The sequence below is a fragment of the Frigoribacterium sp. 2-23 genome (genome assembly GCF_049601585.1).
In the GTDB taxonomy this organism is placed as follows: domain Bacteria; phylum Actinomycetota; class Actinomycetes; order Actinomycetales; family Microbacteriaceae; genus Frigoribacterium.
On sequence record NZ_CP187126.1, the window covers coordinates 1,551,422 to 1,573,533 of the forward strand.

Genomic DNA, 22,112 nt, shown 5'->3' on the forward strand with positions numbered 1-22,112 from the left:
CCAGAGAGACCGAGGCAGAGACAACGTGACGAACGAACGACGGGTGCTGGTTCACCCGGACAAGCAATCGCTGGGCGCCTCCGTGGCGGCCCGATTCATCACCAAGATCATCGATGTGCTCGAGGAGCAGAACTACGCGTCGATCGTCGTCAGTGGAGGCTCGGTGAGCACCCTCGTGCTCGCGGCCATCAACGCTTCGGCGGCGCGTGACAGCGTCGATTGGTCCAAGGTGTCGTTCTGGTGGGCCGACGAGCGCTGGGTCGAGGCAAACGACGCGGATCGGAACGACCGTCAGGCCGGCATCGACCTGCTCGACCACATCGGCGTCCTGCCCGAGAACATTCACCGCTTCGGTGCCGTCGGTGACTACGCCACGGTCGAGGAGGCCGCCGCTGCGTACAGCGCTGAGCTGCTCGAGAATGCTCAGGGAGACGACGATGCTCCTCGCTTCGACATCACGCTCCTCGGCGTCGGTCCGGACGGGCACATCGCCTCGCTGTTCCCCGACAAACCGCAGGTCTTGACGGCGGCACCGACCGTCTTGACCGTCTCGGACTCCCCCAAGCCCCCGCCCGTCCGTCTGACGTTGAGTCTTCCCGTCATCAACAACTCTCAGCGCGTCTGGACCATCCTCGCCGGCGCCGAGAAGGCGTCGTCCCTCGGTCTGGCCCTCGCCGGCGCCGGTGCTGACCAGGTGCCGGTGGCGGGCGTCAAGGGGCGTAAGCGGACAGTCTTCTTCGTTGACAGCGACGCTGCGGCCGAAGTACCCGAGAACCTGATCGCCTCGACCTACTGAGACGACGACGGGTGCTGAGCGCCCGCATGACGAAACCCCCGCAGCCGGTGGCTGCGGGGGTTTCGTCATGACCCGTGCGACGTGATGTCAGGCTTTGCCGCGACGGACGCGAAGCTGCTGGAGTGCCTCTTCGAGCAGCTGGGCTGCCTCTTCTTCGCTGCGACGCTCTTTGACGTACGCGAGGTGCGTCTTGTAAGGCTCGAGCTTGGCGACCGTCGGGGGGTTGTTCTTGTCGCGGCCAGCAGGCAGACCCGTCGACGGCGAGTCGACCGTCTCGGGGATCTCGTCATCGGGCACATTCGCGGCGAAGTGCCGGACGACCTCGTTGCCGAGGGCATCCCAGTACGAGATGGTGATCCGCTCGGCGTGGAAGCCACGATCCTGTTCGCCCATCGGGCCGGCTCCGACGCGGGAACCGCGGATGGCGCTACCGCCCGCGGCCATCAGGCACCCGCCGAGAATTTGGTGATGAGCCCGAGGACCACGATGCATGTGATCCAGACGAGGCCGAGGAATACCGTGATGCGATTCAGGTTGCGCTCCGCGACACCCGATGCACCGAGGTTGCTCGTGACGCCACCCCCGAACATGTCGGAGAGACCGCCACCGCGGCCGCGGTGCAGGAGGATGAGAAGGGTCAACAGGAGGCTCGTGATGCCGAGCAAGACCTGCAGGATGACCTGGAGTATGTCCACGGATAACCTTTCGATGCGGTAAGACCGCTAACGAGTATAACGGGCATGGGCCCGCGCGACTCGACCCGGAGAGCCGAGTGTGTGCTGTCGCTTCTGAACGCGTCAGGTACCGACATGGTGCGGGAACCGCACGATGCTGGCGAACTCGTCGATGTCGAGGCTCGCTCCTCCGACCAGAGCGCCGTCGACGTTGGGCTCGCGCATGAACGACGCGATGTTGGCCGCCTTCACACTGCCCCCGTAGAGGATGCGCGTCGCGGCGGCGGCATCGACCCCGACGATCTCGACGAGTGCGCTGCGGAGGGCGGCGCAGACCTGCTCCGCCTGTTCAGCCGTCGCGGCTTGACCGGAGCCGATGGCCCAGACCGGCTCGTAGGCGACGACGATCTCGGCTGAGGAGGGTACCTCGGCGAGGGCGGCGTGCAACTGGGCCACGGGCACGGCGCTTGCACCGTGCTTCTCGAGGTCGTCGGCGGTTTCACCGACGCAGATCACCGGAACGAGGCCGTGACGGTGCGCGGCCGCGACCTTGGCGGCCACCACCGAGTCGTCCTCGGCGTGCATCGTGCGACGCTCGGAGTGGCCGACGAGGACGTAGCGGACGTCCAGCTTCGAGAGGAACGCACCCGACACCTCGCCGGTATACGCACCGGAGTCGGCTGCCGAAAGGTCTTGCGCGCCGAGACCGAGCTCGAGCTTGTCGGCGTCGAGCAGGGTCTGCACCGAACGGATGTCGGTGAAGGGCGGGAAGACGGCAGCCTCGACGGCGGTGTAGTCGTGCTTCGCGTCCTTGAGGCTCCAAGCGAGCTTCTGGACGAAGGCGATCGACTGCAGGTGGTCGAGGTTCATCTTCCAGTTGCCGGCGATGAGCGGTGTGCGGGTGTTTACCATCCGAGGACCTCCAGTCCGGGGAGCTTCTTGCCCTCGAGGAATTCGAGGCTGGCGCCTCCACCCGTCGAGATGTGGCCGAACTGGTCGTCCGTGAATCCGAGCTTGCGGACGGCAGCAGCGGAGTCTCCCCCACCGACGACGCCCAGGCCGGAGACCCGGGTCAGCGCTTCGGCCACGGTCCGTGTGCCCTGCGCGAAGGTCGGGAACTCGAAGACACCCATCGGGCCGTTCCAGAAGACCGTCGACGAACGCCCGATGATCTCGGCGAAACGGTCGGCTGTCTCGGGGCCGATGTCGAGCCCGATGGCGGTGTCGCCCAGACGGGAAGACTCGATGCCGTCGGCTCCTACCACGAGGTGGTCGGCGTCGGCGGAGAAGGAGTCGGCGACCACGACGTCGACGGGGAGCACGAGAGTGACCCCGCGGCTCTCGGCATCGGCGATATAGCCCTTGACGCGATCGAGTTGGTCCGTCTCGAGCAGGCTTTTGCCGACGGCGTGGCCCTGTGCGGCGAGGAACGTGAACAGCATTCCGCCACCGATGAGGAGGTTGTCCACCCGGGGCAGCAGGTGTTCGATGACACCGAGCTTGTCAGACACCTTCGAGCCGCCGAGCACGACCGTGTAGGGCCGCTCGGGTGTCTCGGTGAGCTTGTCGAGGACGTCGAGCTCGGCGGCGATGAGAAGGCCCGCGGCGCTGGGCAGGAGCGAGGCCAGTTCGTAGACGCTCGCCTGCTTTCGGTGGACGACTCCGAAGCCGTCGGAGACGAAGGCGTCTCCGAATTCGGCCAGCGCAGCGGCGAATGCCCTGCGCTCCCCCTCGTCCTTCGATGTCTCGGCGGCGTTGAACCTCAGGTTCTCGAGGACCGTGATCTGTCCGTCCGCCAGGGCGTCGACGGCGGCGGACGCCGCGTCTCCGACCGTCTCGGACGAGAAGCCGACGCTCTTGCCGAGGAGCTCGCTCAGTCGCTGGGCGACGGGGCGGAGGCTGAACTCGGGTGTGATGGTGCCGTCGGGTCGCCCGAGGTGGGAGATCACGACGACACGCGCGCCTTGGTTGATCAGGTTGTCGAGAGTGCCCAAGGAGGCGCGGATGCGGCCGTCGTCGGTGATCACGCCGTCTTTCAACGGGACGTTCAGATCACAGCGGACGATCACACGCTTACCGGCGAGCGAGCCGAGGGACTCGAGGGTGCGCAGGGTCATGTCGTTCTTACGTTCTCAGCGCGTCGTCGTCAGAGACGGTCGGCGACGTACTCGGTCAGGTCGACGAGCCGGTTCGAGTAGCCCCACTCGTTGTCGTACCACGACGTGATCTTCACGAGGTTGCCGATGACCTTGGTCAGGCCGGCGTCGTAGATCGAGGAGTGGGGGTCGCTCTGGATGTCGCTGGAGACGAGCGGGTCCTCGCTGTAGAGCAGGATGCCCTTGAGGTCGCCCTCGGATGCGGCCTTGTACGCCGCGTTGATCTGCTCGACCGTGACGGGAGTCGAGGTCTCGAGCGTGACATCCGTGATCGAGCCGGTGGGCACCGGGACACGGAGGGCGTAGCCATCGAGCTTGCCCGAGAGCTCGGGGATGACGAGGCCGATGGCCTTGGCCGCACCCGTCGAGGTGGGGACGATGTTGATGGCGGCCGCGCGAGCACGACGCGGGTCCTTGTGCGGGCCGTCCTGCAGGTTCTGGTCGGCCGTGTAGGCGTGCACCGTGGTCATGAGACCGCGTTCGACGCCGAAGTTGTCCATAAAGACCTTCATCAGCGGTGCGAGGCTGTTCGTGGTGCACGACGCGTTCGAGATGATGTGGTGGTTGGCGGGGTCGTACGTGTTCTCGTTGACGCCGAGGACGATCGTGACGTCATCGCCCGTGGCGGGAGCCGAGATCAGCACCTTCTTGGCGCCGGCCGTGATGTGCTTCTTGGCGTCCTCGGCCTTGGTGAAGAAGCCCGTCGACTCGATGACGATGTCGACACCCAGCTCGGCCCACGGGAGGTTGGCCGGGTCGCGCTCGGCGAGGACCTTGATCGGCTTGCCGTCGACGACGATGGAGTCACCGTCGAGCTCGACCGTCGCGTTCAGTCGGCCCGTGATCGAGTCGTACTTGAGGAGGTGCGCGAGCGCCGCGTTGTCGGTGAGGTCGTTGACGGCGACGATCTCGAGGTCGCTTCCCTTGGCGAGTGCCGCACGGAAGTAGTTACGGCCGATTCGGCCGAAGCCGTTGATGCCGATCTTGACGGTCAATGGAACTCCTGTTGATCAGGCGTCGGGGAGACGCGTGGAGGGCGTGGGCGACCAAGCCCGTGAAAGGCCGGGACTCAAGGGAATCCCGGCGTTTTCCGCTTATGACAGTAGCAGTCGGCCGCCCGTGTTCTCTGAGGCGGATTCCCCCGGCTGTCGGGGCGGATCGAGGCGACCTAGAAGGTCAGTAGCCCCTGGGTCTTGGTGGTGGCGGCGGCGTAGCGCTGGGCGACGTTGTCCCAGTTGACGATGTTCCAGAAGGCCTTGACGTAGTCGGCGCGGACGTTCTGGTAGTCGAGGTAGTAGGCGTGCTCCCAGACGTCGAGCATGAGCAGCGGGACGAGGCCGAAGGGCACGTTGCCCTGCTGGTCGAAGAGCTGGAAGACGCTCAGGCGCTGCCCGATGACGTCGTAGGCCAGGACGGACCAGCCCGAGCCCTGCACGCCGAGGGCGGTGGCGGTGAAGTGGGCCTTGAACTTGTCGAGGTCGCCGAAGTCGCGGCCGATGGCCTCGAGGAGGTCGCCGGTGGGTTCGCCGGTCTCGGGGGTGAGGTTGGTCCAGAAGATCGAGTGGTTGACGTGGCCGCCGAGGTTGAAGGCGAGGTCCTTCTCGAGCTTGTTGACGTTCGCGAGGTCGCCCTTGTCGCGGGCCTCGGCGAGTGCGGCGTTGGCGGTGTTGGCGCCGGTGACGTAGGTGTTGTGGTGCTTGGAGTGGTGCAGCTCCATGATCGTCGCGCTGATGTGCGGGGCGAGGGCGCTGTAGTCGTAGGGGAGGTCGGGAAGGGTGTACTCAGCCATCTTGATGCTCCTTGCGATCGCGATTCGTCGGACGTGGAACGACGACGACCGACTCACCTCCGCAGTCTAGTGAGCAGCGGGAAGACCCGACCGAACATGACGGAGTCGTTCAGGAGGCCTTTACCCGCTGCGTCGCGCAGCACCACCCGCAGCGTGTCAGTCCAGTTCGAGATCGGCGGGCAGGTTGGCGTCCGTCCCCGGTACGCCGGTGTCCGTGGCCTTCTTGTCGGCCATCGCGAGCAGTCGTCGGATACGACCGGCGACGGCGTCCTTCGTCATGGGTGGGTCGGCGTGGTGGCCGAGCTCGTCGAGGCTGGCATCACGGTGGGCGAGACGCAGATCCCCCGCGTACTTCAGGTGGTCGGGGATGTCGTCGCCCAGGATCTCCATGGCGCGCTCGACCCGGGCGCAGGCGGCGACGGCGGCCTGAGCGGATCGGCGGAGGTTGGCGTCGTCGAAGTTGACGAGGCGGTTGGCGGTCGCTCGGACCTCGCGGCGCTGGCGCATCTCCTCCCACTCGCTGACGCTGCGGTGTGCCCCCATCGCGGCGAGCATGGCGCTGATCGCCTCGCCGTCACGGACCAGGACGCGGTGGATGCCCCGGACCTCCCTGGCCTTCGCCGAGATGCCGAGACGCCCAGCCGCCCCCACGAGGGCCATGGCCGACTCGTTGCCGGGGCACACCACCTCGAGTGACGCCGAGCGCCCGGGGTCGGTGAGCGAGCCCTGGGCCAGGAAGGCGCCGCGCCAGATGGCCGCGAGATCGTCACGACTGCCGGTGGTCAGGCGATTGGGAAGGCCACGGACCGGGCGACGCCTCGCGTCCATCAGGCCCGTCTGGCGGGCGAGGGTCTCCCCTGCCTCGTGCACGCGCACCAGATAGTGCGCCGTGCGCCGGGAACCCGAGGCTCCGACCATCGACACATCGCTCCGGGCGCCGTAGAGCTCGGCGAGGTCCTTCCGGACCCGGCGCGCGATCGTGGGGCTGTCGAGCTCAGCCTCGACGGCGATGCGACCCGAGATCACGTGCAGACCCCCTGCGAAGCGCAGGATGGTCGCGACTTCCGCGGCACGCACCGTGGTGCGACTCACGTCGACCTGGGCGAGTTCTTCTTTGACGTCGGCAGTCTGAGCCAATCCTGTGTTCCTTTTCTCAGGTCGTGGGGTGGAGCACGTCGAGTCCCGGCCCGATGCGAGCGGGGACGTGCTCGTCACCGACGACGGGTCATTCGCGCCCGAGGTCGCGATGCTTCACGCTGACGGCCACACCCGGCAGGTCACGGAGATGCGCCGCGAGTTCGCCGACGAGGGTCACCGATCGGTGCTTACCGCCCGTACAGCCAACGGCGATCGTAGCGTGTCTCTTGTTCTCGCGCTGGTAGCCGTCGAGGACGGGCTCCAACGCCCGCCCGAAGGCCTCGACGAAGTCCCGGGCGCCCCGTTGAGCCATCACGTACGAACTGACGGCGCTGTCGAGACCCGTCTGGGAGCGCAGCTCGGGGACCCAGAACGGGTTCGGGAGGAACCGTGCGTCGCCGACCATGTCCGCGTCGGCTGGAAGGCCGTACTTGAAACCGAAGCTGAGCACCGTCACGTTCACGCCGGCCCGTTCGGACTCGGCGAACGTCTCGGTGATCGTCGTCGCGAGTTGGTGGATGTTCAACTCCGAGGTGTCGATGACGATGTCGCTGGTCTCCCGGAGCTCCTCCATACGGGCGCGCTCCGCGAGGATGCCGTCGAGGAGCGTTCCATCCCCCTGCAAGGGGTGCGGGCGCCGGACCTGCTCGAAACGCCGCACCAGGGCTGCATCGGTCGCGTCGAGGTACAGGACGCGCACCTTGCTGGGCATCAGGTCTCGGAGCGTTCGCACTGCCTCCTGCGCTTCGGAGAAGAGACGCCCGCCGCGCACGTCGACGACGGCCGCGATCTTCGGAAGCGAGTCGCCGGCTCGCTCGGCGAGATCGAGCAGCGGGCGGAGCATCTGGGCGGGGAGGTTGTCGACGACGTACCACCCGAGGTCTTCGAGGGCATTGCCGACGGTCGATCGACCAGCACCGGACATGCCGGTGACGATCAGGACCTCCTGCTGTTCGGGGGCGTCGCTCATGATGACGGTGACCTTCGCTCGGTGCCGGTGGTGGTTGCGATTCTAGGCGGTCGAGGTTGCCGGTTCGTGAGGCCCTGCCCCGTCGTCGTCGGGCACGGTGGCCTGTCCGAGCTTGTCCACGATGGCGGCCGCCAGCGTCGGGCCGATGCCCTTGACGGAGGAGATCTCGGACGGATCGGCCGCCTTCAGGCGCTTCACGGAACCGAAATGCTTGAGGAGGACGGCGACCCGCGACGGCCCGAGCCCTGGGATCTCGCTGAGCTGAGTCGCGATGTCGCGCTTCCGACGTTGTCGCTGGAACGTGATCGCGAAACGGTGCGCCTCGTCACGGATGCGTTGGATGAGGAAGAGCGCGTCCGAGTTCCTGGGCAGGATGACTGGGAAGTCGTCGTCGGGCAGCCAGATCTCTTCTAGGCGCTTCGCGATGCCGCAGAGGGCGATGTCGGTCACGCCCGCGTCGTCGAGGGCTCGCTTCGCGGCCGCGACCTGCGGTTGACCGCCGTCGACGATGAGGAGGTTCGGGCGATAGGCGAAGCGCTTGCGCTGCTCCCCCACCTCGTCGACGGGCGCGAGCTCGTCATCGAGGCGGGCGAGACGCCGACTCAGCGTCTGGTAGATGGACTCCGTGTCGTCGGTCGACTGCGGAATGCTGAACCGGCGGTATTGGTCTTTGCGCGGCAGGCCGTCCTCGAAGACGACCATGGAAGCGACGATGTTCGTGCCGGAGAGGTGGGAGACGTCGTAGCACTCCATGCGGAGCGGTGCGTCCCCCATGCCCAGTGCCTCCTGGATGTCCGCGAGAGCCGTGGACCGGGTCGCGAAGTCGGCGCTCCGTCGCGTCTTGTAGAGCATCAACGACTGCTGGGCGTTCAGCGTGGCCGTCTGCATGAGAGCCGCCTTGTCGCCCCGCTGGGCGGTGTGTACCTGCACGCGGCCCCGACCGCGGATACCCGTGAGGACGTCCTGGAGGGCGTCGTTGTCGTCGGGAATGGCCGTCACGACGATCTCGCGCGGCAGCTCGGCACCCGCGCCGTAGACGCCCTGGACGACCTGTTCGACGAGCTCGCCGGTCGTGATGTCGATCTCCTTGTCGACGACCCACACCCGCGAACCGCGGATGCGACCGCCGCGGACGGTGAACTGCTGAACGGCGGCCGCCAGTTCGTCTTCGGCGAGGGCGTAGAGATCCAGGTCGACACTGTCACGCAGGACGACGGCGGACTTGTCGAGGACGGCTTCGAGGGCCTGGACCTGGTCGCGGTACGTCGCGGCGTCCTCGTAGCGCTGCTCGATCGCGGCCGTCTTCATCGACTTCTGCAGGTCGGTGATGACCTTGCGGTCGTAGCTCCCCATGAAGCGGACGAACTCATCCACGATCTCGCGGTGCCGCTCGATGCTGACCCTGCCCGAGCACGGCCCACCGCACCGGCCGATCTGACCGGGGAAGCAGGGCTTGCCGGTCTGCATCGCCTTCTTGTAGCTGCTGTCGCTACACGTCCGGATGGGGAAGACCTTGATCATCAGATCGATGGTGTCGTGCACAGCCCAGATCTTCGGATAGGGCCCGAAGTACTTGGCACCCTTGATGCGAGGGTTGCGCGTCACCATCACCCGAGGCGCCTCATCGGCGAGAGTGATCGCCATGAACGGATAGGTCTTGTCGTCACGGAACTTGACGTTGAACGGCGGGTCGAATTCTTTGATCCACGTGTATTCGAGCTGCAATGCCTGGATGTCGCTGCCCACGACCGTCCACTCGACGGAGCGCGCGGTCAACACCATGCGCCGCGTCCTCTCATGAAGGGACGGGAGCGGCGCGAAGTAGTTGCTGAGGCGGGCCCGAAGGTTCTTGGCCTTGCCCACGTACAGGACCCGACCGCGTTCGTCGCGCCATCGGTAGACGCCGGGATCGGTGGGGATTTCGCTCGCCTTCGGCCGCCAGGAGACGGTGTCGCTCATCGCGCCTCGACAGCCTCCCGGCGACGGGGCTTGCTGGTCTTCTTCGGAGCGGTGGCCAGACTGGCACCCCCGTGCCCCGACTCAAGGATCTCGCGGAGGAACACCCCGGTGTGACTCTCGGGCACGGTGGCCAGGTGCTCGGGAGTACCGACGGCGAGGACGGTACCGCCGCCGGCGCCACCCTCGGGACCCATGTCGATGAGCCAGTCGGCCGACTTGATCACGTCGAGGTTGTGCTCGATCGTGATCACCGTGTTGCCCTTCTCGACGAGGCCGTTCAAGACGAGGAGGAGCTTGCGCACGTCTTCGAAGTGAAGGCCTGTGGTCGGTTCGTCGAGGACGTAGATGCTGCGCCCGTTGGAACGGCGCTGGAGTTCGGTGGCGAGCTTGACGCGCTGCGCCTCGCCGCCGCTCAGCGTCGTGGCGCTCTGGCCGAGTCGGACGTAGCCCAGGCCGACCTCGACCAGGGTTTTCATATAGCGCGAGATCGCGGAGATGGGCTCGAAGAACTCGGCCGCCTCGCTGATCGGCATGTCGAGGACCTCGGAGATGTTCTTGCCCTTGTAGTGGACGGCCAACGTGTCGCGGTTGTAGCGAGCGCCGCCGCACACCTCGCACGCGACGTAGACATCGGGCAGGAAGTTCATCTCGATCTTGATGGTGCCGTCACCGGCGCAGTTCTCGCAGCGGCCGCCCTTGACGTTGAAGCTGAAGCGGCCGGGGAGATAGCCGCGCGACTTCGCCTCTACCGTCTCGGCGAAGAGGTTGCGGATGCGGTCGAACACACCCGTGTAGGTGGCCGGGTTCGAACGCGGGGTGCGACCGATGGGTGCCTGGTCGACGTGCACGACCTTGTCGAGGTTGTCGAGCCCGGTCACCCTGGTGTGCTTGCCCGGGATCTGGCGCGCCCCGTTCAACTGGTTGGCCAGGACCTTGTACAGGATGTCGTTGACCAGGGACGATTTGCCCGAGCCGCTCACCCCGGTCACGGCGACGAACAGGCCGAGCGGGAAATCGACCGTCACGTCGCGGAGGTTGTTGGCCTTGGCGCCGACGACCGAGATCATGCGCTTCTTGTCGATCGGTCGTCGGGACGTCGGCGTCTCGATGGAACGGCGTCCGGACAGGTAGTCACCCGTGTACGACTCGGTGTTCGACAACAGGTCGGCGTAGCTGCCCGAGTGGACGACTTTGCCACCGTTGACACCCGCGCCCGGACCGATGTCGACGATCCAGTCGGCCGTGCGGATCGTGTCCTCGTCGTGCTCGACGACGATCAGGGTGTTGCCGAGGTTCTTCAGCTTGACGAGCGTGTCGATGAGACGTCGATTATCACGCTGGTGGAGCCCGATGGACGGCTCGTCGAGAACGTAGAGGACACCCGTCAGGCCGGAGCCGATCTGGGTGGCCAGCCGGATGCGCTGCGCCTCGCCGCCCGACAGGGACCCCGCGGCGCGGGCGAGGGTGAGGTAGGTCAGGCCGACCTCGAGCAGGAACTCGAGCCGGACCCGGATCTCGCGCAGCACTTGGGCGGCGATGCGCGCCTCGCGGGTGGTGAGCGTCAACTCGTTCATGAAGCCGAACGCGTCGCTCAGACTGAGCTCGGACACGTCGGCGATGCTGTGCCCGTCGACCATCACCGCCAGCACCTCGGGCTTGAGGCGCTTGCCCTTGCACACCACACAGGGGATCTCACGCAGATAGGCGGCATAGCGCTGTCGCTGCGAGTCGGACTCGGCCTCCGCGTACTTGCGCTCGATGTAGGGCATGACGCCTTCGAAGCCGGTCGAGTACTTCATCTCGCGACCGAAGCGGTTGCGCCACTTGACGGTCACCTCGAAGTCGTTGCCTTCGAGGACGGCCCGGCGGACCTCGTCCGAGAGGTCGCCCCACGGAGTCTTCAGGCTGAAGTCCAGGTCGAGGGCGAGGCCCTCGAGCAGCTTCTGGAAGTAGTTGTAGAGGCCCTTACCGGAGTTCGTCCAGGGCAGGATGACGCCGTCGGCGAGACTGAGCTCGGGGTCGCCGAGAAGGAGATCGGAGTCGACCGACATCTTGGTGCCGAGCCCCGAGCATTCGGGGCAGGCACCGAAGGGGGCGTTGAACGAGAAGGTGCGCGGCTCGATCTCGGTCAGCTGAAGCGGGTGGTTGTTGGGGCAGGACAGCTTCTCGGAGAATGTGCGGTACTTGGCGGCACCGGTCTCGTCCACGAAGTCGATGGTCACGAGTCCGTCGGTGAGGCGGAGGGCTGTCTCGAGCGAGTCGGTCAGGCGGGTGAGGCCCTCATCCGACGCGACGAGGCGGTCGACGACGACCGAGATGTCGTGCTTGACCTGCTTCTTCAGCTTCGGGGGCGAGCTGAGCTGGATCTGCTCGCCGTCGACGATCGCGCGAGAATAACCCGACGACGCCAGTTCGGCGAACAGATCGACGAACTCGCCCTTCTTCTGCGACACGACCGGGCTGAGGACCTGGAAGCGGATGCCGTTCTCGAGCGTCATCAACTGGTCGGCGATCTGCTGGACGGTCTGTTTGCTGATCGTCTCCCCGCAGATGGGGCAGTGCGGGATGCCGATTCGAGCCCACAGCAGTCGCATGTAGTCGTAGATCTCGGTGATCGTGCCGACCGTGGACCGCGGATTGCGGTTGGTCGACTTCTGATCGATGGAGACCGCCGGGCTGAGACCCTCGATGAAGTCGACGTCGGGTCGATCGACCTGCCCCAGGAACTGACGCGCATAGGCCGAGAGCGATTCGACGTACCGTCGTTGCCCCTCCGCGAAGATGGTGTCGAACGCCAACGAGGACTTGCCCGACCCCGACAGGCCGGTGAAGACGACGAGTGAATCGCGCGGGATCTCGAGATCGACGTCGTGGAGGTTGTGGACGCGGGCACCGCGAACGCTCAGCGTGGGCATGCCTTCAACGGGTGAAATTGTCACTCTTACCATTCTATGGAGACCACTGACATTGGCCCAGCGAGGTCGATGGGCCGTCGCTGAGACGTCGAGTTCGGATCGGTCGTTCAGGGGGCGAGGGGGTCGACGCCGGTGAGCTCGGCCGACAGTGTCCAGAGACGCTCGGCGACCGACGCGTCCCGTGCGTGTTTCTTGGCCGGAACCCGAGCTGCCTCGCCGGTGAGCTGGAACCACCCTGCCGGGCCCCAGTATTCCCCACCGGAGACATCGGCGCCCACGGCAGCGTGGACGAGCGGTTCGATGCCGACCTCCTTGCCCTGGGCGAACGTATGGAGTGCGGACAGGATGATGGCCGGCGGGCGGTGGGGCTCGACCACGGGAGGACGAGGTTCGGTCAACGCCTGCATCGCGTACCCGGGATGGGCGACGATGCTCGCGACGCTGGAGTCACGCTGTCGGAGCCGGCGGTCGAGATCGAAGCCGAACGTCATGACGGCGAGTTTCGACCGTGCGTACGCCACGGCACCGGAATAGCTCGACACCATCATCGGGTCGTCGAGGTCGAGCCGAACGAAACGGTGACTGATGCTGCCGAGATGGACGACCCGGCCGGCCTGGGCCGCATCGAGCGCCGGCAGGAGGTGTGCGACCAGGGCGAAGTGTCCCAGGTGGTTCGTGCCGAATTGGAGCTCGAATCCGTCGGTCGTCGTCCCCCGTCGCCGAGCCCCCACGACACCGGCGTTCGCGAGCAGGACGTCGACCGGGCCCCCCGCCGAGATGGCGGCGGCACCGGATTCGATCGAGGACAGGTCGGCGAGATCGAGATCGACCGTCTCGAGGTCGGCGTGCGGATGGCGATCTCGGATCGTGTCGGCGGCCTGGACTGCCCGGCCGGCATCGCGTGCTGCGAGCACGACCCGGTGGCCTTCTCCGGCCAGACGCTCTGCCGCGAAGAACCCCAGCCCTCCCGTGGCACCGGTGACGACCACGCGACGGGACTCAGCGGACATGCCCGGCGGCCTCCATGCTGCGAAGATCCTTCTTCAGGTCGGCGACCTCGTCGCGCAGACGACCGGCCAGTTCGAATTTCAGCTCTGCGGCGGCTTGGAGCATTTGCTCGTTCAAGTCGGCGATGATCGACTCCAGCCCATTGGCGGCGCCTGCGGCGAGACCCTCCCGACGGAGGTTCGGAGTAGGCGACCGCTTGGACCCCTGCCGGCCCTCGAGCAGTTTGGCCGTGTCTGCGCCCTCTCGGGCCAGAACCTCGGTGATGTCGGCGATCTTCTTGCGGAGCGGCTGCGGGTCGATACCTCGCTCGAGGTTGTAGGCGACCTGCTTCTCTCGACGGCGGTCGGTCTCTTCGAGGGCCTGCTTCATCGAGTCGGTCATGACGTCCGCGTACATGTGAACCTGCCCCGACACGTTTCGCGCCGCTCGACCGATCGTCTGGATGAGCGACGTCGAGGATCGCAGGAACCCTTCCTTGTCGGCGTCGAGGATGGCGACCAGCGACACTTCGGGCAGGTCGAGCCCCTCCCGCAGCAGGTTGATGCCGACGAGGACGTCGTAGACACCCTGACGCAGCTCGGTGAGGAGCTCGACGCGTCGCAGCGTGTCGACGTCGGAATGCAGATACCGCACGCGCACACCCGCCTCGGTGAGGAAGTCGGTGAGCTCTTCGGCCATCTTCTTCGTGAGCGTCGTCACGAGCACGCGCTCGTCTCGATCGACGCGCAGTCGGATCTCTTCGAGGAGATCGTCGATCTGCCCCTCGGACGGCTTGACGACGATCTCGGGGTCGACCAGGCCTGTCGGGCGGATGATCTGCTCCACGACGGAGTCGGTGATACCGAGCTCGTACTTGCCCGGTGTGGCCGAGAGATAGACCTTCTGCCCGACGCGGTTCAGGAACTCCTCGAACTTGAGGGGCCGGTTGTCGAGTGCACTCGGAAGGCGGAATCCGTGGTCGACGAGGGTGCGCTTGCGGGACGCGTCACCCTCGTACATGGCGCCGATCTGCGGCACGGTGACGTGGGACTCGTCGATGACGACGAGGAAGTCGTCGGCGAAGTAGTCGAGCAGGCAATGCGGCGCCTCGCCCGGGGACCGCCCGTCGATGTGTGCCGAGTAGTTCTCGATGCCGTTGCAGAAGCCGATCTGCTCCATCATCTCGAGGTCGAAGGTGGTGCGCATTCGGAGGCGCTGCGACTCGAGGAGCTTGCCCTGCTTGTCGAGCTCTGCCAGACGATCGGCCAGCTCGGCCTTGATCGTGCCGATGGCGCGATGCATGACATCGGTGCCCGCCACGTAATGCGACCCCGGGAACACCGAGACGGCGTCCATCGTCTTGACAACGTCGCCGGTGAGCGGGTGCAGCGCATAGAGCGCTTCGATCTCGTCACCGAACATCTCGATGCGGATCGCCAGTTCTTCGTACATCGGGATGATCTCGATGGTGTCGCCCCGGACACGGAAGTTCCCCCGGGAGAAGTCGATGTCGTTGCGCTGATACTGCATCGAGACGAATCGGCGGATGAGAGTCTCACGGTCGATCTTCATACCGACCTGCAACGCGATCATGGCCTCGAGATAGCCCTCGGGTGTCCCGAGGCCGTAGATGCAGGAGACGGTCGACACGACGATGACGTCGCGGCGGCTCAGGAGGGAGTTGGTCGTCGAGTGTCGGAGTCGCTCGACCTCGGCGTTGATGGAGCTGTCCTTCTCGATGAACGTGTCCGTCTGCGGCACGTACGCCTCGGGCTGGTAGTAGTCGTAGTACGAGACGAAGTACTCGACCGCGTTGTTCGGGAAGAGCTCGCGGAACTCGTTCGCGAGTTGAGCGGCCAGCGTCTTGTTGTGCGCCAGGACAAGAGTGGGTCGCTGCACCTGCTCGACGAGCCAGGCGGTCGTCGCGGACTTGCCTGTACCCGTGGCACCGAGCAGGACGACGTCCGTCTCACCGGCATTGATGCGACCGGCCAACTCGGCGATCGCGGCCGGCTGGTCGCCGCTGGGCTGGTACTCGCTCACGACTTCGAAGGGGCGGACGCTGCGAGTTGGTTCCATGTGGTCGAGTTTACGAGGCACCACTGACACTCGGCCCGGAGTCGGCCGAGGCTTTCGCCGCTGCGAGCGAACGCAGGGTCTCGTACACCGCGTCGGCCTGGTGAAGAGTGTCTTCGAGGACGCCCGAGGAGTCGATGACGGCGTCGGCGAGAGCGAGTCGCTCCTCGTCGCTGGCCTGGGCGGACACCCGGCCCCGCGCCTCCTTCTCGGTCATGCCCCGAAGGGCCATGAGTCGGGAGATCCGGACGTCCGAGGGAGCGTGGACGACCACGATGACGTCGAACTCCCCCGCCCCGCGAGCCTCGGCGAGAAGGGGCACGTCGTAGACGACGACGCGCTCGGGAGCGCCCACGACGGCCTCGCGCATGCGCCGCTGCGAGAGCTCGCGAACGGCGGGGTGCGTGATCGACTCCAGGTCACGTCGGGCGCCCTCGTCGGAGAAGACGATACGACCCAGCGCCGCGCGATCGAGGGAGCCGTCAGGTTCGATGACGCCGGACCCGAATCGGGACTCGATGGCGTTCAGCCCAGGAGTCCCCGGCTCGACCACCTCGCGGGCGAGGCGATCGGCGTCGATGACGGCCGCGCCTCGCTCCGCCATCCGTCTCGCGACGACGCTCTTGCCCGCGGCTATGCCGCCCGTCAATCCACATACGAACACGGGTCGAGAGTATCCGCTGGGGATCATCGGCGTTTAACGCCGGATGGCGGCCCCCCGAGGGGAGCCGCCATCCGGTGGAGTCGAGACTCAGTTGTTGTTCGACAGCTTCTCACGCAGAGCGGCGAGCGACTCGTCGTCCGCGAGCGTGCCGGCGCCAGCCGTCTCGCTCGAGAACGTCGAACCGGACGGCACGTCGAAGGTGGTCTCTTCGACGAGCGAAGCGGCGACCTGCTTCTTGTGAGCTTCCCAGCGAGCCTGGGCGGCAGCGTAGTCCTGCTCCCACTTCTCGCGCTGGGTCTCGAAGCCCTCGCGCCACTCGTTGGTCTCGGGGTCGAAGCCCTCGGGGTACTTGTAGTTGCCCTGGTCGTCGTACTCCGTGAGCATGCCGTAGAGCGCCGGATCGAACTCGGTGCCCTCGGGGTCCACACCCTCGTTGGCCTGCTTGAGGCTCAGCGAGATGCGGCGACGGTCGAGATCGATGTCGATGACCTTGACGAACACCTCGTCGCCGACGGCGACGACCTGCTCGGCCAGCTCCACGTGCTTCGCCGACAGCTCGGAGATGTGCACGAGGCCCTCGATGCCGTCCGCGACGCGCACGAACGCACCGAAGGGGACGAGCTTCGTGACCTTGCCGGGCGCGACCTGACCGATGGCGTGCGTCCGAGCGAACACCTGCCACGGGTCTTCCTGCGTCGCCTTGAGCGACAGCGAGACACGCTCACGGTCGAGGTCGACCTCGAGGATCTCGACGGTGACCTCCTGGCCGACCTCGACGACCTCGCTGGCGTGCTCGATGTGCTTCCAGCTGAGCTCGGAGACGTGGACGAGACCGTCGACGCCACCGAGGTCGACGAACGCACCGAAGTTGACGATCGACGACACGACGCCCTTGCGGACCTGGCCCTTGTGGAGGTTGTTGAGGAAGGTGGTGCGGCTCTCGGACTGCGTCTGCTCGAGCAGCGCACGGCGCGACAGGACGACGTTGTTGCGGTTCTTGTCGAGCTCGAGGATCTTGGCCTCGATCTCCTGGCCCAGGTAGGGCGTGAGGTCGCGGACACGACGGAGCTCGATGAGCGAGGCGGGCAGGAAGCCACGCAGGCCGATGTCGACGATGAGGCCACCCTTGACGACCTCGATGACGGTGCCGGTGACGACGCCGTCGGCGTCCTTGATCTTCTCGACATCGCCCCAAGCGCGCTCGTACTGAGCCCGCTTCTTGGACAGGATCAGACGACCTTCCTTGTCCTCCTTCTGGAGAACGAGGGCCTCGACCGTGTCGCCGACCTCGACGACCTCGGCCGGGTCGACGTCGTGCTTGATGGAGAGTTCGCGGGAGGGGATGACACCCTCGGTCTTGTAACCGACGTCGAGGAGGACCTCGTCGCGGTCGATCTTGACGACGGTGCCCTCGATGAGGTCTCCGTCGTTGAAGAACTTCAGTGTCTTCTCGACCGCGGCCAGGAAGTCATCAGCGGATCCGATGTCGTTGATGGCGACCTGCTTGGGTGCCTTGGTCGTTACGGTTGTCATGTAGTTAGTGCTCCAGTACGGGCATGAATCGGGCCACGGACGTTCGTAGAACGGTGTTCTGACGGGGATGTCGACCGCGGCGTGCGGACAGATTGACGCAGATAGCGCTTACCGATCATAGCGCCGGGGCGGACGGGCAGCAACGGTCACCGTGCTGCGGCGCGGCGCGTCTCCTCGGGCACGTCGACGAGGTCAGGCGAGTACGGCGGAGCGGAGCGTGTCGAGTCCCACACCGCCGAGGCGGAGGGCATCGCGGTGGAACGCGCGGACGTCGAATGCCGCTCCGTCGCGCCGGGCCCGCTCGGCGCGGAGGTCCTCCCAGATGCGTTGTCCGACCTTGTACGAGGGAGCCTGCCCCGGCCACCCGAGATAACGGTCGACCTCGAACCGGACGAAGCCTGCGTCCATGTTGACGTTCTCCGTCATGAAGGCCAGCGCCTTGCTCGCGTCCCAGGACCCGCCACCCCCGGGAAAGGGCTTCCGCAGGTGCACGCCGATGTCGAGCACGACCCGGGCCGCCCGCATGCGTTGCCCGTCGAGCATGCCGAGGCGATCGCCGGGGTCCGACAGGTACCCGAGCTCGTCCATCAGCCGCTCGGCGTAGAGGGCCCAGCCCTCGGCGTGCCCGGACGACCCGGCGAGCTGACGTCGCCACGTGTTGAGGGTCTCACGGTTGTATACCGCCTGGCCCAGTTGCAGGTGGTGACCGGGCACGCCTTCGTGGTAGACCGTCGTCGTCTCGCGCCAGGTCGTCAGGCGGGTCACCCCTTCGGGGATGGACCACCACATGCGCCCGGGACGGCTGAAGTCGTCGCTCGGACTCGTGTAGTAGATGCCGCCCTCGTTGGTCGGGGCGATCATGCACTCCAGTCGGCGCACCGGTTCGGGGATGTCGAACTGGTGGCGACCGAGATCGGCCACGGCGGCGTCGCTCAGGCGCTGCATCCAGCGCTGGAGGGCCTCGGGACCGTCGAGCTGTCGCGCCGGGTCGGCGTCGAGGACGGCGATGGCCCGCTGGACGGACGCACCCGGCTCGATGGACCTCGCGATCGCCTCCTGTTCGGCCGTCATCCGGGCCAGTTCGTCGAGACCCCACTCGTAGGTCTCGTCGAGGTCGACCGTGGCGCCGAGGAACCGACGGGAGTGCAGCTCGTAGGCATCGCGACCGACGGCGTCGTCCATCTCGGCCACGCCGGCGAGTTCGTCATGGAGGAAGGTCTCGAGGCCGAGGTAGGCGTCCGCGGCGGCCCGCGCGCCCCGGGTCAGGTCCGATTGAAGGGACTCGGTTGGAGTCGAGCCGTCATCGAGTCGTGCGCCGTCGGCGAGAGCGATGAAGAACCCCTGGGCGTCGCCGATGCGACGGCACTGGTCGGCGACCTTCTCGACCTGGCGCAGGGCCGGGACGACGCCCTCGGCGATGCCGAGTCGAAGGGTCTCGCGATAGCCGTCGATGGCCGTGGGGACTGCTGCGAGGCGAGCCGCGACCGCGGCCCAGTCGGACGGGGAGGCGGTGGGCATGAGATCGAATACCTCGCGGATCGCCTGCACGGGCGAGGCGATGACGTTGAGGTCGCGGAGGTGGAGGCGTCGATCGGCGTATTCGACGTCGAGCGAGAGATCGGCCTCGAGGTCACGACGGGTGACGTCGTCGACCGCGTCGCGAGGCGGGGTGTCGCGGAGCTCCGTCAGCGTTCGTCGGACGCCGTCGAGATAGCGCTCGTGCCCGTCGGGCGAGTAGTCGCGGTAGCCGCTGGCGGCTCCGGATCGACCGATCCAGGTCGCGACGGTCGGATCCGTCTCGACGAGCGAGTCGACCCACCGTTCGGCGATGGCGTCGACGGGGGTCGCCTCGCGGTGGGGTGGGACGGGAACGGAGCTCGTGTCGGTCATGAACCGAGCCTAGGCGGCACGACCGACACGAGCCTCCTACGTTCTAGTCCTTATCGAGGTCAGTCGACAGCAGGGCGACGAGCTCGTCGAGGGCGGCCTCGGCGTTGTCGCCCTCGGTGGCGATGACGACCTCGTCGCCGTGACCGATGCCGAGCGAGAGGACGCCGAGGATGCTCGCGGCATTGACGCTCTTACCGGCGGGCGAGGTCAGGGTGACCTTCGCGCCGGTCTTTCCGGCGGCCTGGCTGAACAGCGACGCAGGACGGGCGTGGAGGCCGACGCTGGAGGCGACGGTGACGGTACGTTCGGGCATTTCTTCTCCTTCTGGGGACCATCTGGTCTTCTCGGCGACCGGTTGGACGCCGATGGTCGGTCGCGTGGGATGGTCTCGGGGACCTCCCACGGACGGGAGACCCCGGGGTCGATGTCTCATCGAGACACGCGACACCCGGGGTCGCCCGGTGGACGCTCGTCACCGAGCGGTCGGCTGTCAGTCGTCGTCGTCGTCGGTCGACTCGAGCAGCGAGTAGACCTCGGCCGTCGTCGTGGCACCTCGGAGGGCAGCCGCCTTCTCGGGGTCGAGCAGGATGCTGGCGAGCTGACTCAGGATCGCGATGTGGCCGTTGCCCTTCGCCGCGATGCCCACCGTGACCGAGACGTCGTTGCCGTCCCAGTCGACGGGCGTCGGGAAGCGCAGGACGACGAGAGCGTCCTCCTTGACCGAGTCCTTGCCGGCGAGGGTGCCGTGCGGGATCGCCACACCCTCGCCGACGTAGGTGGACACGGAGTTCTCACGCTCGAACATCGCGTCGACGTACGACTCGTCGATCGCACCCGCGTCGATGAGGGCCTGCCCCGTCTTGCGGATGGCATCGTCGCGTGTCGCCGCCGCCTCGTCGAGTCGGATGGACGACTCGGCGAGGAGAGCTGTCAGGGCGGGTGCTTGTTCGTCGCTCATCAGATCTCGACCGTCGCGCCGTCCTGGATCGCCTTGACGACCTTCGCCACGTTCGGGTCGCCCATGAAGAGCTGGAACGGGACGACCGGCACGTCCGGGACGACGCCGCGGGCACGCTCGGCCAGATTGTTCTGCGTGACCACGACGTCGGCGTCGCTCGGGATGGAGTTGACCGGCGAGTGCTCGACGGTGACGCCGCTCTTCTTGAGCTGCTTCTTCAGCGTCGAGGCCAGCATCACACTGCTACCCATACCGGCGTCGCACGCGACGATCAGCTTCTTGATGTTGGCTCCGTCGAGGGTTGCCATTTCAGTCTCCTTGGATCGGTTGCTGCTAGTTCGTCGAGCTGGGTGTGCCGACGTTCGTGCCCTTGCTCGTCGCCTTGTTGGAGGCGGTGGCAGCCTGCGCGTCGGCGAGTGCTGCCTTCTGAGCGTCGGCGTCCTCGAGGTCGGCCTCGCGCTTCTCCCGGCGACCGAAGCCCATGAGGAGGGACGAGACGACGAACGAGACCGCCGCTGACAGCAGGATACCCACCAGGATCACGGGGAAGTCTCCACGAGCCGAGACCGCCGCGTAGGCGATGATGCTGCCGGGCGAGGGGCTGGCGACCAGTCCGACGTGCGTGAGCGAGAACCAGGCGATGCCGGTGGCGCCACCGGCGATGGCACCGAGCACGAGGATCGGCTTCATCAGCACGTAGGGGAAGTAGATCTCGTGGATGCCACCGAAGAACTGCACGATGATGGCCGCGGGAGCCGACGGACGGATGGCACGCGGGCCGAAGAACAGGAAGGCCAGCAGGATGCCGAGGCCGGGGCCGGGGTTCGACTCGAGCATGAAGAGGATCGACTTGCCGGCGTCCTGCGCCTGCGCGGCGCCCAGCGGCGTGAGGATTCCCTGGTTGATGGCGTTGTTCAGGAACAGGATCTTGGCCGGCTCGATGATGATCGAGGCGAGCGGGAGCAGGCCCCGCTCGACCAGGAAGTCGACCGCGCCTCCCAGGGCGTTGGTCAACGCCGTGGTGATCGGGGCGATACCGAAGAACGCACCGATCGCGAAGGCGCCACCGAAGATTCCGAGCGAGAAGTTGTTGACCAGCATCTCGAAGCCGGACTTGATGCGGCCGTCGATCAGCTTGTCGAACTGCTTGAGCAGCAGGGCCGCGATCGGGCCGACGATCATCGCGCCGAGGAACTGCGGCTTGTCGGTCGCGACGACGACACCCATGACGGCGATGGCGGCGATGACGGCACCGCGCTGGCCGTGGACCATGCGACCACCCGTGTAGGCGATGAGGATCGGCAGCAGGAACGTGATCATCGGACCGACGATCAGGGCGATCGTCGCGTTCGGGGTCCAGCCGGTGGGGATGAAGAGGGCCGTGATGAGGCCCCAGGCGATGAACGCGCCGATGTTCGGCATGACCATCCCGGCCAGGAAGCCTCCGAAGCGCTGGACGCGCGCGCGGGCACCGGTACCGGTGACCGCGGGGGTGAATTCGGACATGGTGGGGGGTACTCCTTCGTACTCAGTGATGAGCGTCGTGGAATTGTGCAGGGTGGGAGGTGGTGCTCGGTTCGGCGAAGTGCCGGTCGCAGTCGGGTTGCG

At 66.6% G+C, this 22,112-nt stretch carries 20 protein-coding genes; 1 reads left to right on the forward strand and 19 read right to left on the reverse strand.

All coding sequences use genetic code 11. The annotated features are described in order from the left end of the window. Window positions 1-25: 25 nt before the first annotated feature. Window positions 26-796 (forward strand): 6-phosphogluconolactonase, encoded by a 771-nt coding sequence (gene pgl / locus ACPEEZ_RS07335; protein WP_423924098.1) that lies wholly within the window; start codon window positions 26-28, stop codon window positions 794-796. Between the two features lie 87 nt (window positions 797-883). Here the strand turns inward: pgl and ACPEEZ_RS07340 are convergent, their stop codons facing one another. From ACPEEZ_RS07340 to mtlA, 19 genes are all read right to left on the reverse strand, one after another. Further along, on the reverse strand, window positions 884-1,240 hold the full coding sequence (locus tag ACPEEZ_RS07340) for an RNA polymerase-binding protein RbpA (RefSeq protein ID WP_423924099.1): 357 nt from the start codon (window positions 1,238-1,240) through the stop codon (window positions 884-886). Beyond that, complete coding sequence (gene secG / locus ACPEEZ_RS07345; protein WP_423924100.1) at window positions 1,240-1,491, reverse strand: preprotein translocase subunit SecG; 252 nt, start codon at window positions 1,489-1,491, stop codon at window positions 1,240-1,242. Before secG ends, ACPEEZ_RS07340 begins: the two co-directional genes overlap by 1 nt. A gap of 102 nt (window positions 1,492-1,593) precedes the next feature. Continuing rightward, the gene (tpiA, locus tag ACPEEZ_RS07350) at window positions 1,594-2,382 is read right to left on the reverse strand and encodes a triose-phosphate isomerase (RefSeq protein WP_423924101.1); all 789 of its coding nucleotides are present in this window, start codon (window positions 2,380-2,382) and stop codon (window positions 1,594-1,596) included. Next, a complete protein-coding gene (locus ACPEEZ_RS07355) occupies window positions 2,376-3,587 on the reverse strand; it encodes a phosphoglycerate kinase (RefSeq protein ID WP_423924102.1) in 1,212 nt (403 codons plus the stop codon). Before ACPEEZ_RS07355 ends, tpiA begins: the two co-directional genes overlap by 7 nt. 29 nt (window positions 3,588-3,616) lie before the next feature. Further along, a complete protein-coding gene (gene gap / locus ACPEEZ_RS07360) occupies window positions 3,617-4,621 on the reverse strand; it encodes a type I glyceraldehyde-3-phosphate dehydrogenase (protein WP_423924103.1) in 1,005 nt (334 codons plus the stop codon). Between the two features lie 173 nt (window positions 4,622-4,794). Continuing rightward, window positions 4,795-5,415 carry a superoxide dismutase gene (locus tag ACPEEZ_RS07365; RefSeq protein WP_423924104.1) on the reverse strand — a complete coding sequence of 207 codons (621 nt, stop codon included), beginning with the start codon at window positions 5,413-5,415 and terminating at the stop codon, window positions 4,795-4,797. A 156-nt stretch (window positions 5,416-5,571) separates the two neighbouring features. Continuing rightward, window positions 5,572-6,552, reverse strand: a complete 981-nt coding sequence (whiA, locus tag ACPEEZ_RS07370) for a DNA-binding protein WhiA (RefSeq protein WP_423924105.1) — start codon at window positions 6,550-6,552, stop codon at window positions 5,572-5,574. Between the two features lie 88 nt (window positions 6,553-6,640). Continuing rightward, window positions 6,641-7,522, reverse strand: a complete 882-nt coding sequence (gene rapZ, locus ACPEEZ_RS07375) for an RNase adapter RapZ (RefSeq protein ID WP_423924106.1) — start codon at window positions 7,520-7,522, stop codon at window positions 6,641-6,643. Between the two features lie 42 nt (window positions 7,523-7,564). Beyond that, window positions 7,565-9,481: an excinuclease ABC subunit UvrC gene (gene uvrC / locus ACPEEZ_RS07380; protein WP_423924107.1), complete on the reverse strand. Its 1,917-nt coding sequence runs from the start codon at window positions 9,479-9,481 to the stop codon at window positions 7,565-7,567. Beyond that, on the reverse strand, window positions 9,478-12,429 hold the full coding sequence (gene uvrA, locus ACPEEZ_RS07385; RefSeq protein ID WP_423924108.1) for an excinuclease ABC subunit UvrA: 2,952 nt from the start codon (window positions 12,427-12,429) through the stop codon (window positions 9,478-9,480). Before uvrA ends, uvrC begins: the two co-directional genes overlap by 4 nt. 74 nt (window positions 12,430-12,503) lie before the next feature. Further along, window positions 12,504-13,406 carry an SDR family NAD(P)-dependent oxidoreductase gene (locus ACPEEZ_RS07390; protein WP_423924109.1) on the reverse strand — a complete coding sequence of 301 codons (903 nt, stop codon included), beginning with the start codon at window positions 13,404-13,406 and terminating at the stop codon, window positions 12,504-12,506. Next, window positions 13,396-15,462 carry an excinuclease ABC subunit UvrB gene (gene uvrB / locus ACPEEZ_RS07395; RefSeq protein ID WP_423924110.1) on the reverse strand — a complete coding sequence of 689 codons (2,067 nt, stop codon included), beginning with the start codon at window positions 15,460-15,462 and terminating at the stop codon, window positions 13,396-13,398. Before uvrB ends, ACPEEZ_RS07390 begins: the two co-directional genes overlap by 11 nt. 10 nt (window positions 15,463-15,472) lie before the next feature. After that, window positions 15,473-16,150: a dephospho-CoA kinase gene (gene coaE / locus ACPEEZ_RS07400; RefSeq protein ID WP_423924111.1), complete on the reverse strand. Its 678-nt coding sequence runs from the start codon at window positions 16,148-16,150 to the stop codon at window positions 15,473-15,475. 60 nt (window positions 16,151-16,210) lie between these two features. Next, window positions 16,211-17,656, reverse strand: coding sequence for a 30S ribosomal protein S1 (rpsA, locus tag ACPEEZ_RS07405; RefSeq protein ID WP_423924112.1), 1,446 nt, complete (start codon window positions 17,654-17,656; stop codon window positions 16,211-16,213). Window positions 17,657-17,848: 192 nt separating this feature from the next. Next, the gene (locus tag ACPEEZ_RS07410) at window positions 17,849-19,546 is read right to left on the reverse strand and encodes a DUF885 domain-containing protein (protein ID WP_423924113.1); all 1,698 of its coding nucleotides are present in this window, start codon (window positions 19,544-19,546) and stop codon (window positions 17,849-17,851) included. 43 nt (window positions 19,547-19,589) lie between these two features. Continuing rightward, window positions 19,590-19,859: an HPr family phosphocarrier protein gene (locus ACPEEZ_RS07415; RefSeq protein WP_423924114.1), complete on the reverse strand. Its 270-nt coding sequence runs from the start codon at window positions 19,857-19,859 to the stop codon at window positions 19,590-19,592. A 177-nt stretch (window positions 19,860-20,036) separates the two neighbouring features. Continuing rightward, on the reverse strand, window positions 20,037-20,504 hold the full coding sequence (locus ACPEEZ_RS07420) for a PTS sugar transporter subunit IIA (protein WP_423924115.1): 468 nt from the start codon (window positions 20,502-20,504) through the stop codon (window positions 20,037-20,039). After that, a complete protein-coding gene (locus tag ACPEEZ_RS07425; RefSeq protein WP_423924116.1) occupies window positions 20,504-20,812 on the reverse strand; it encodes a PTS lactose transporter subunit IIB in 309 nt (102 codons plus the stop codon). The genes ACPEEZ_RS07420 and ACPEEZ_RS07425 overlap by 1 nt, the downstream gene beginning before the upstream one ends. A 25-nt stretch (window positions 20,813-20,837) precedes the next feature. After that, on the reverse strand, window positions 20,838-22,010 hold the full coding sequence (gene mtlA, locus ACPEEZ_RS07430; protein ID WP_423924117.1) for a mannitol-specific PTS transporter subunit IIC: 1,173 nt from the start codon (window positions 22,008-22,010) through the stop codon (window positions 20,838-20,840). Window positions 22,011-22,112: the final 102 nt, after the last annotated feature.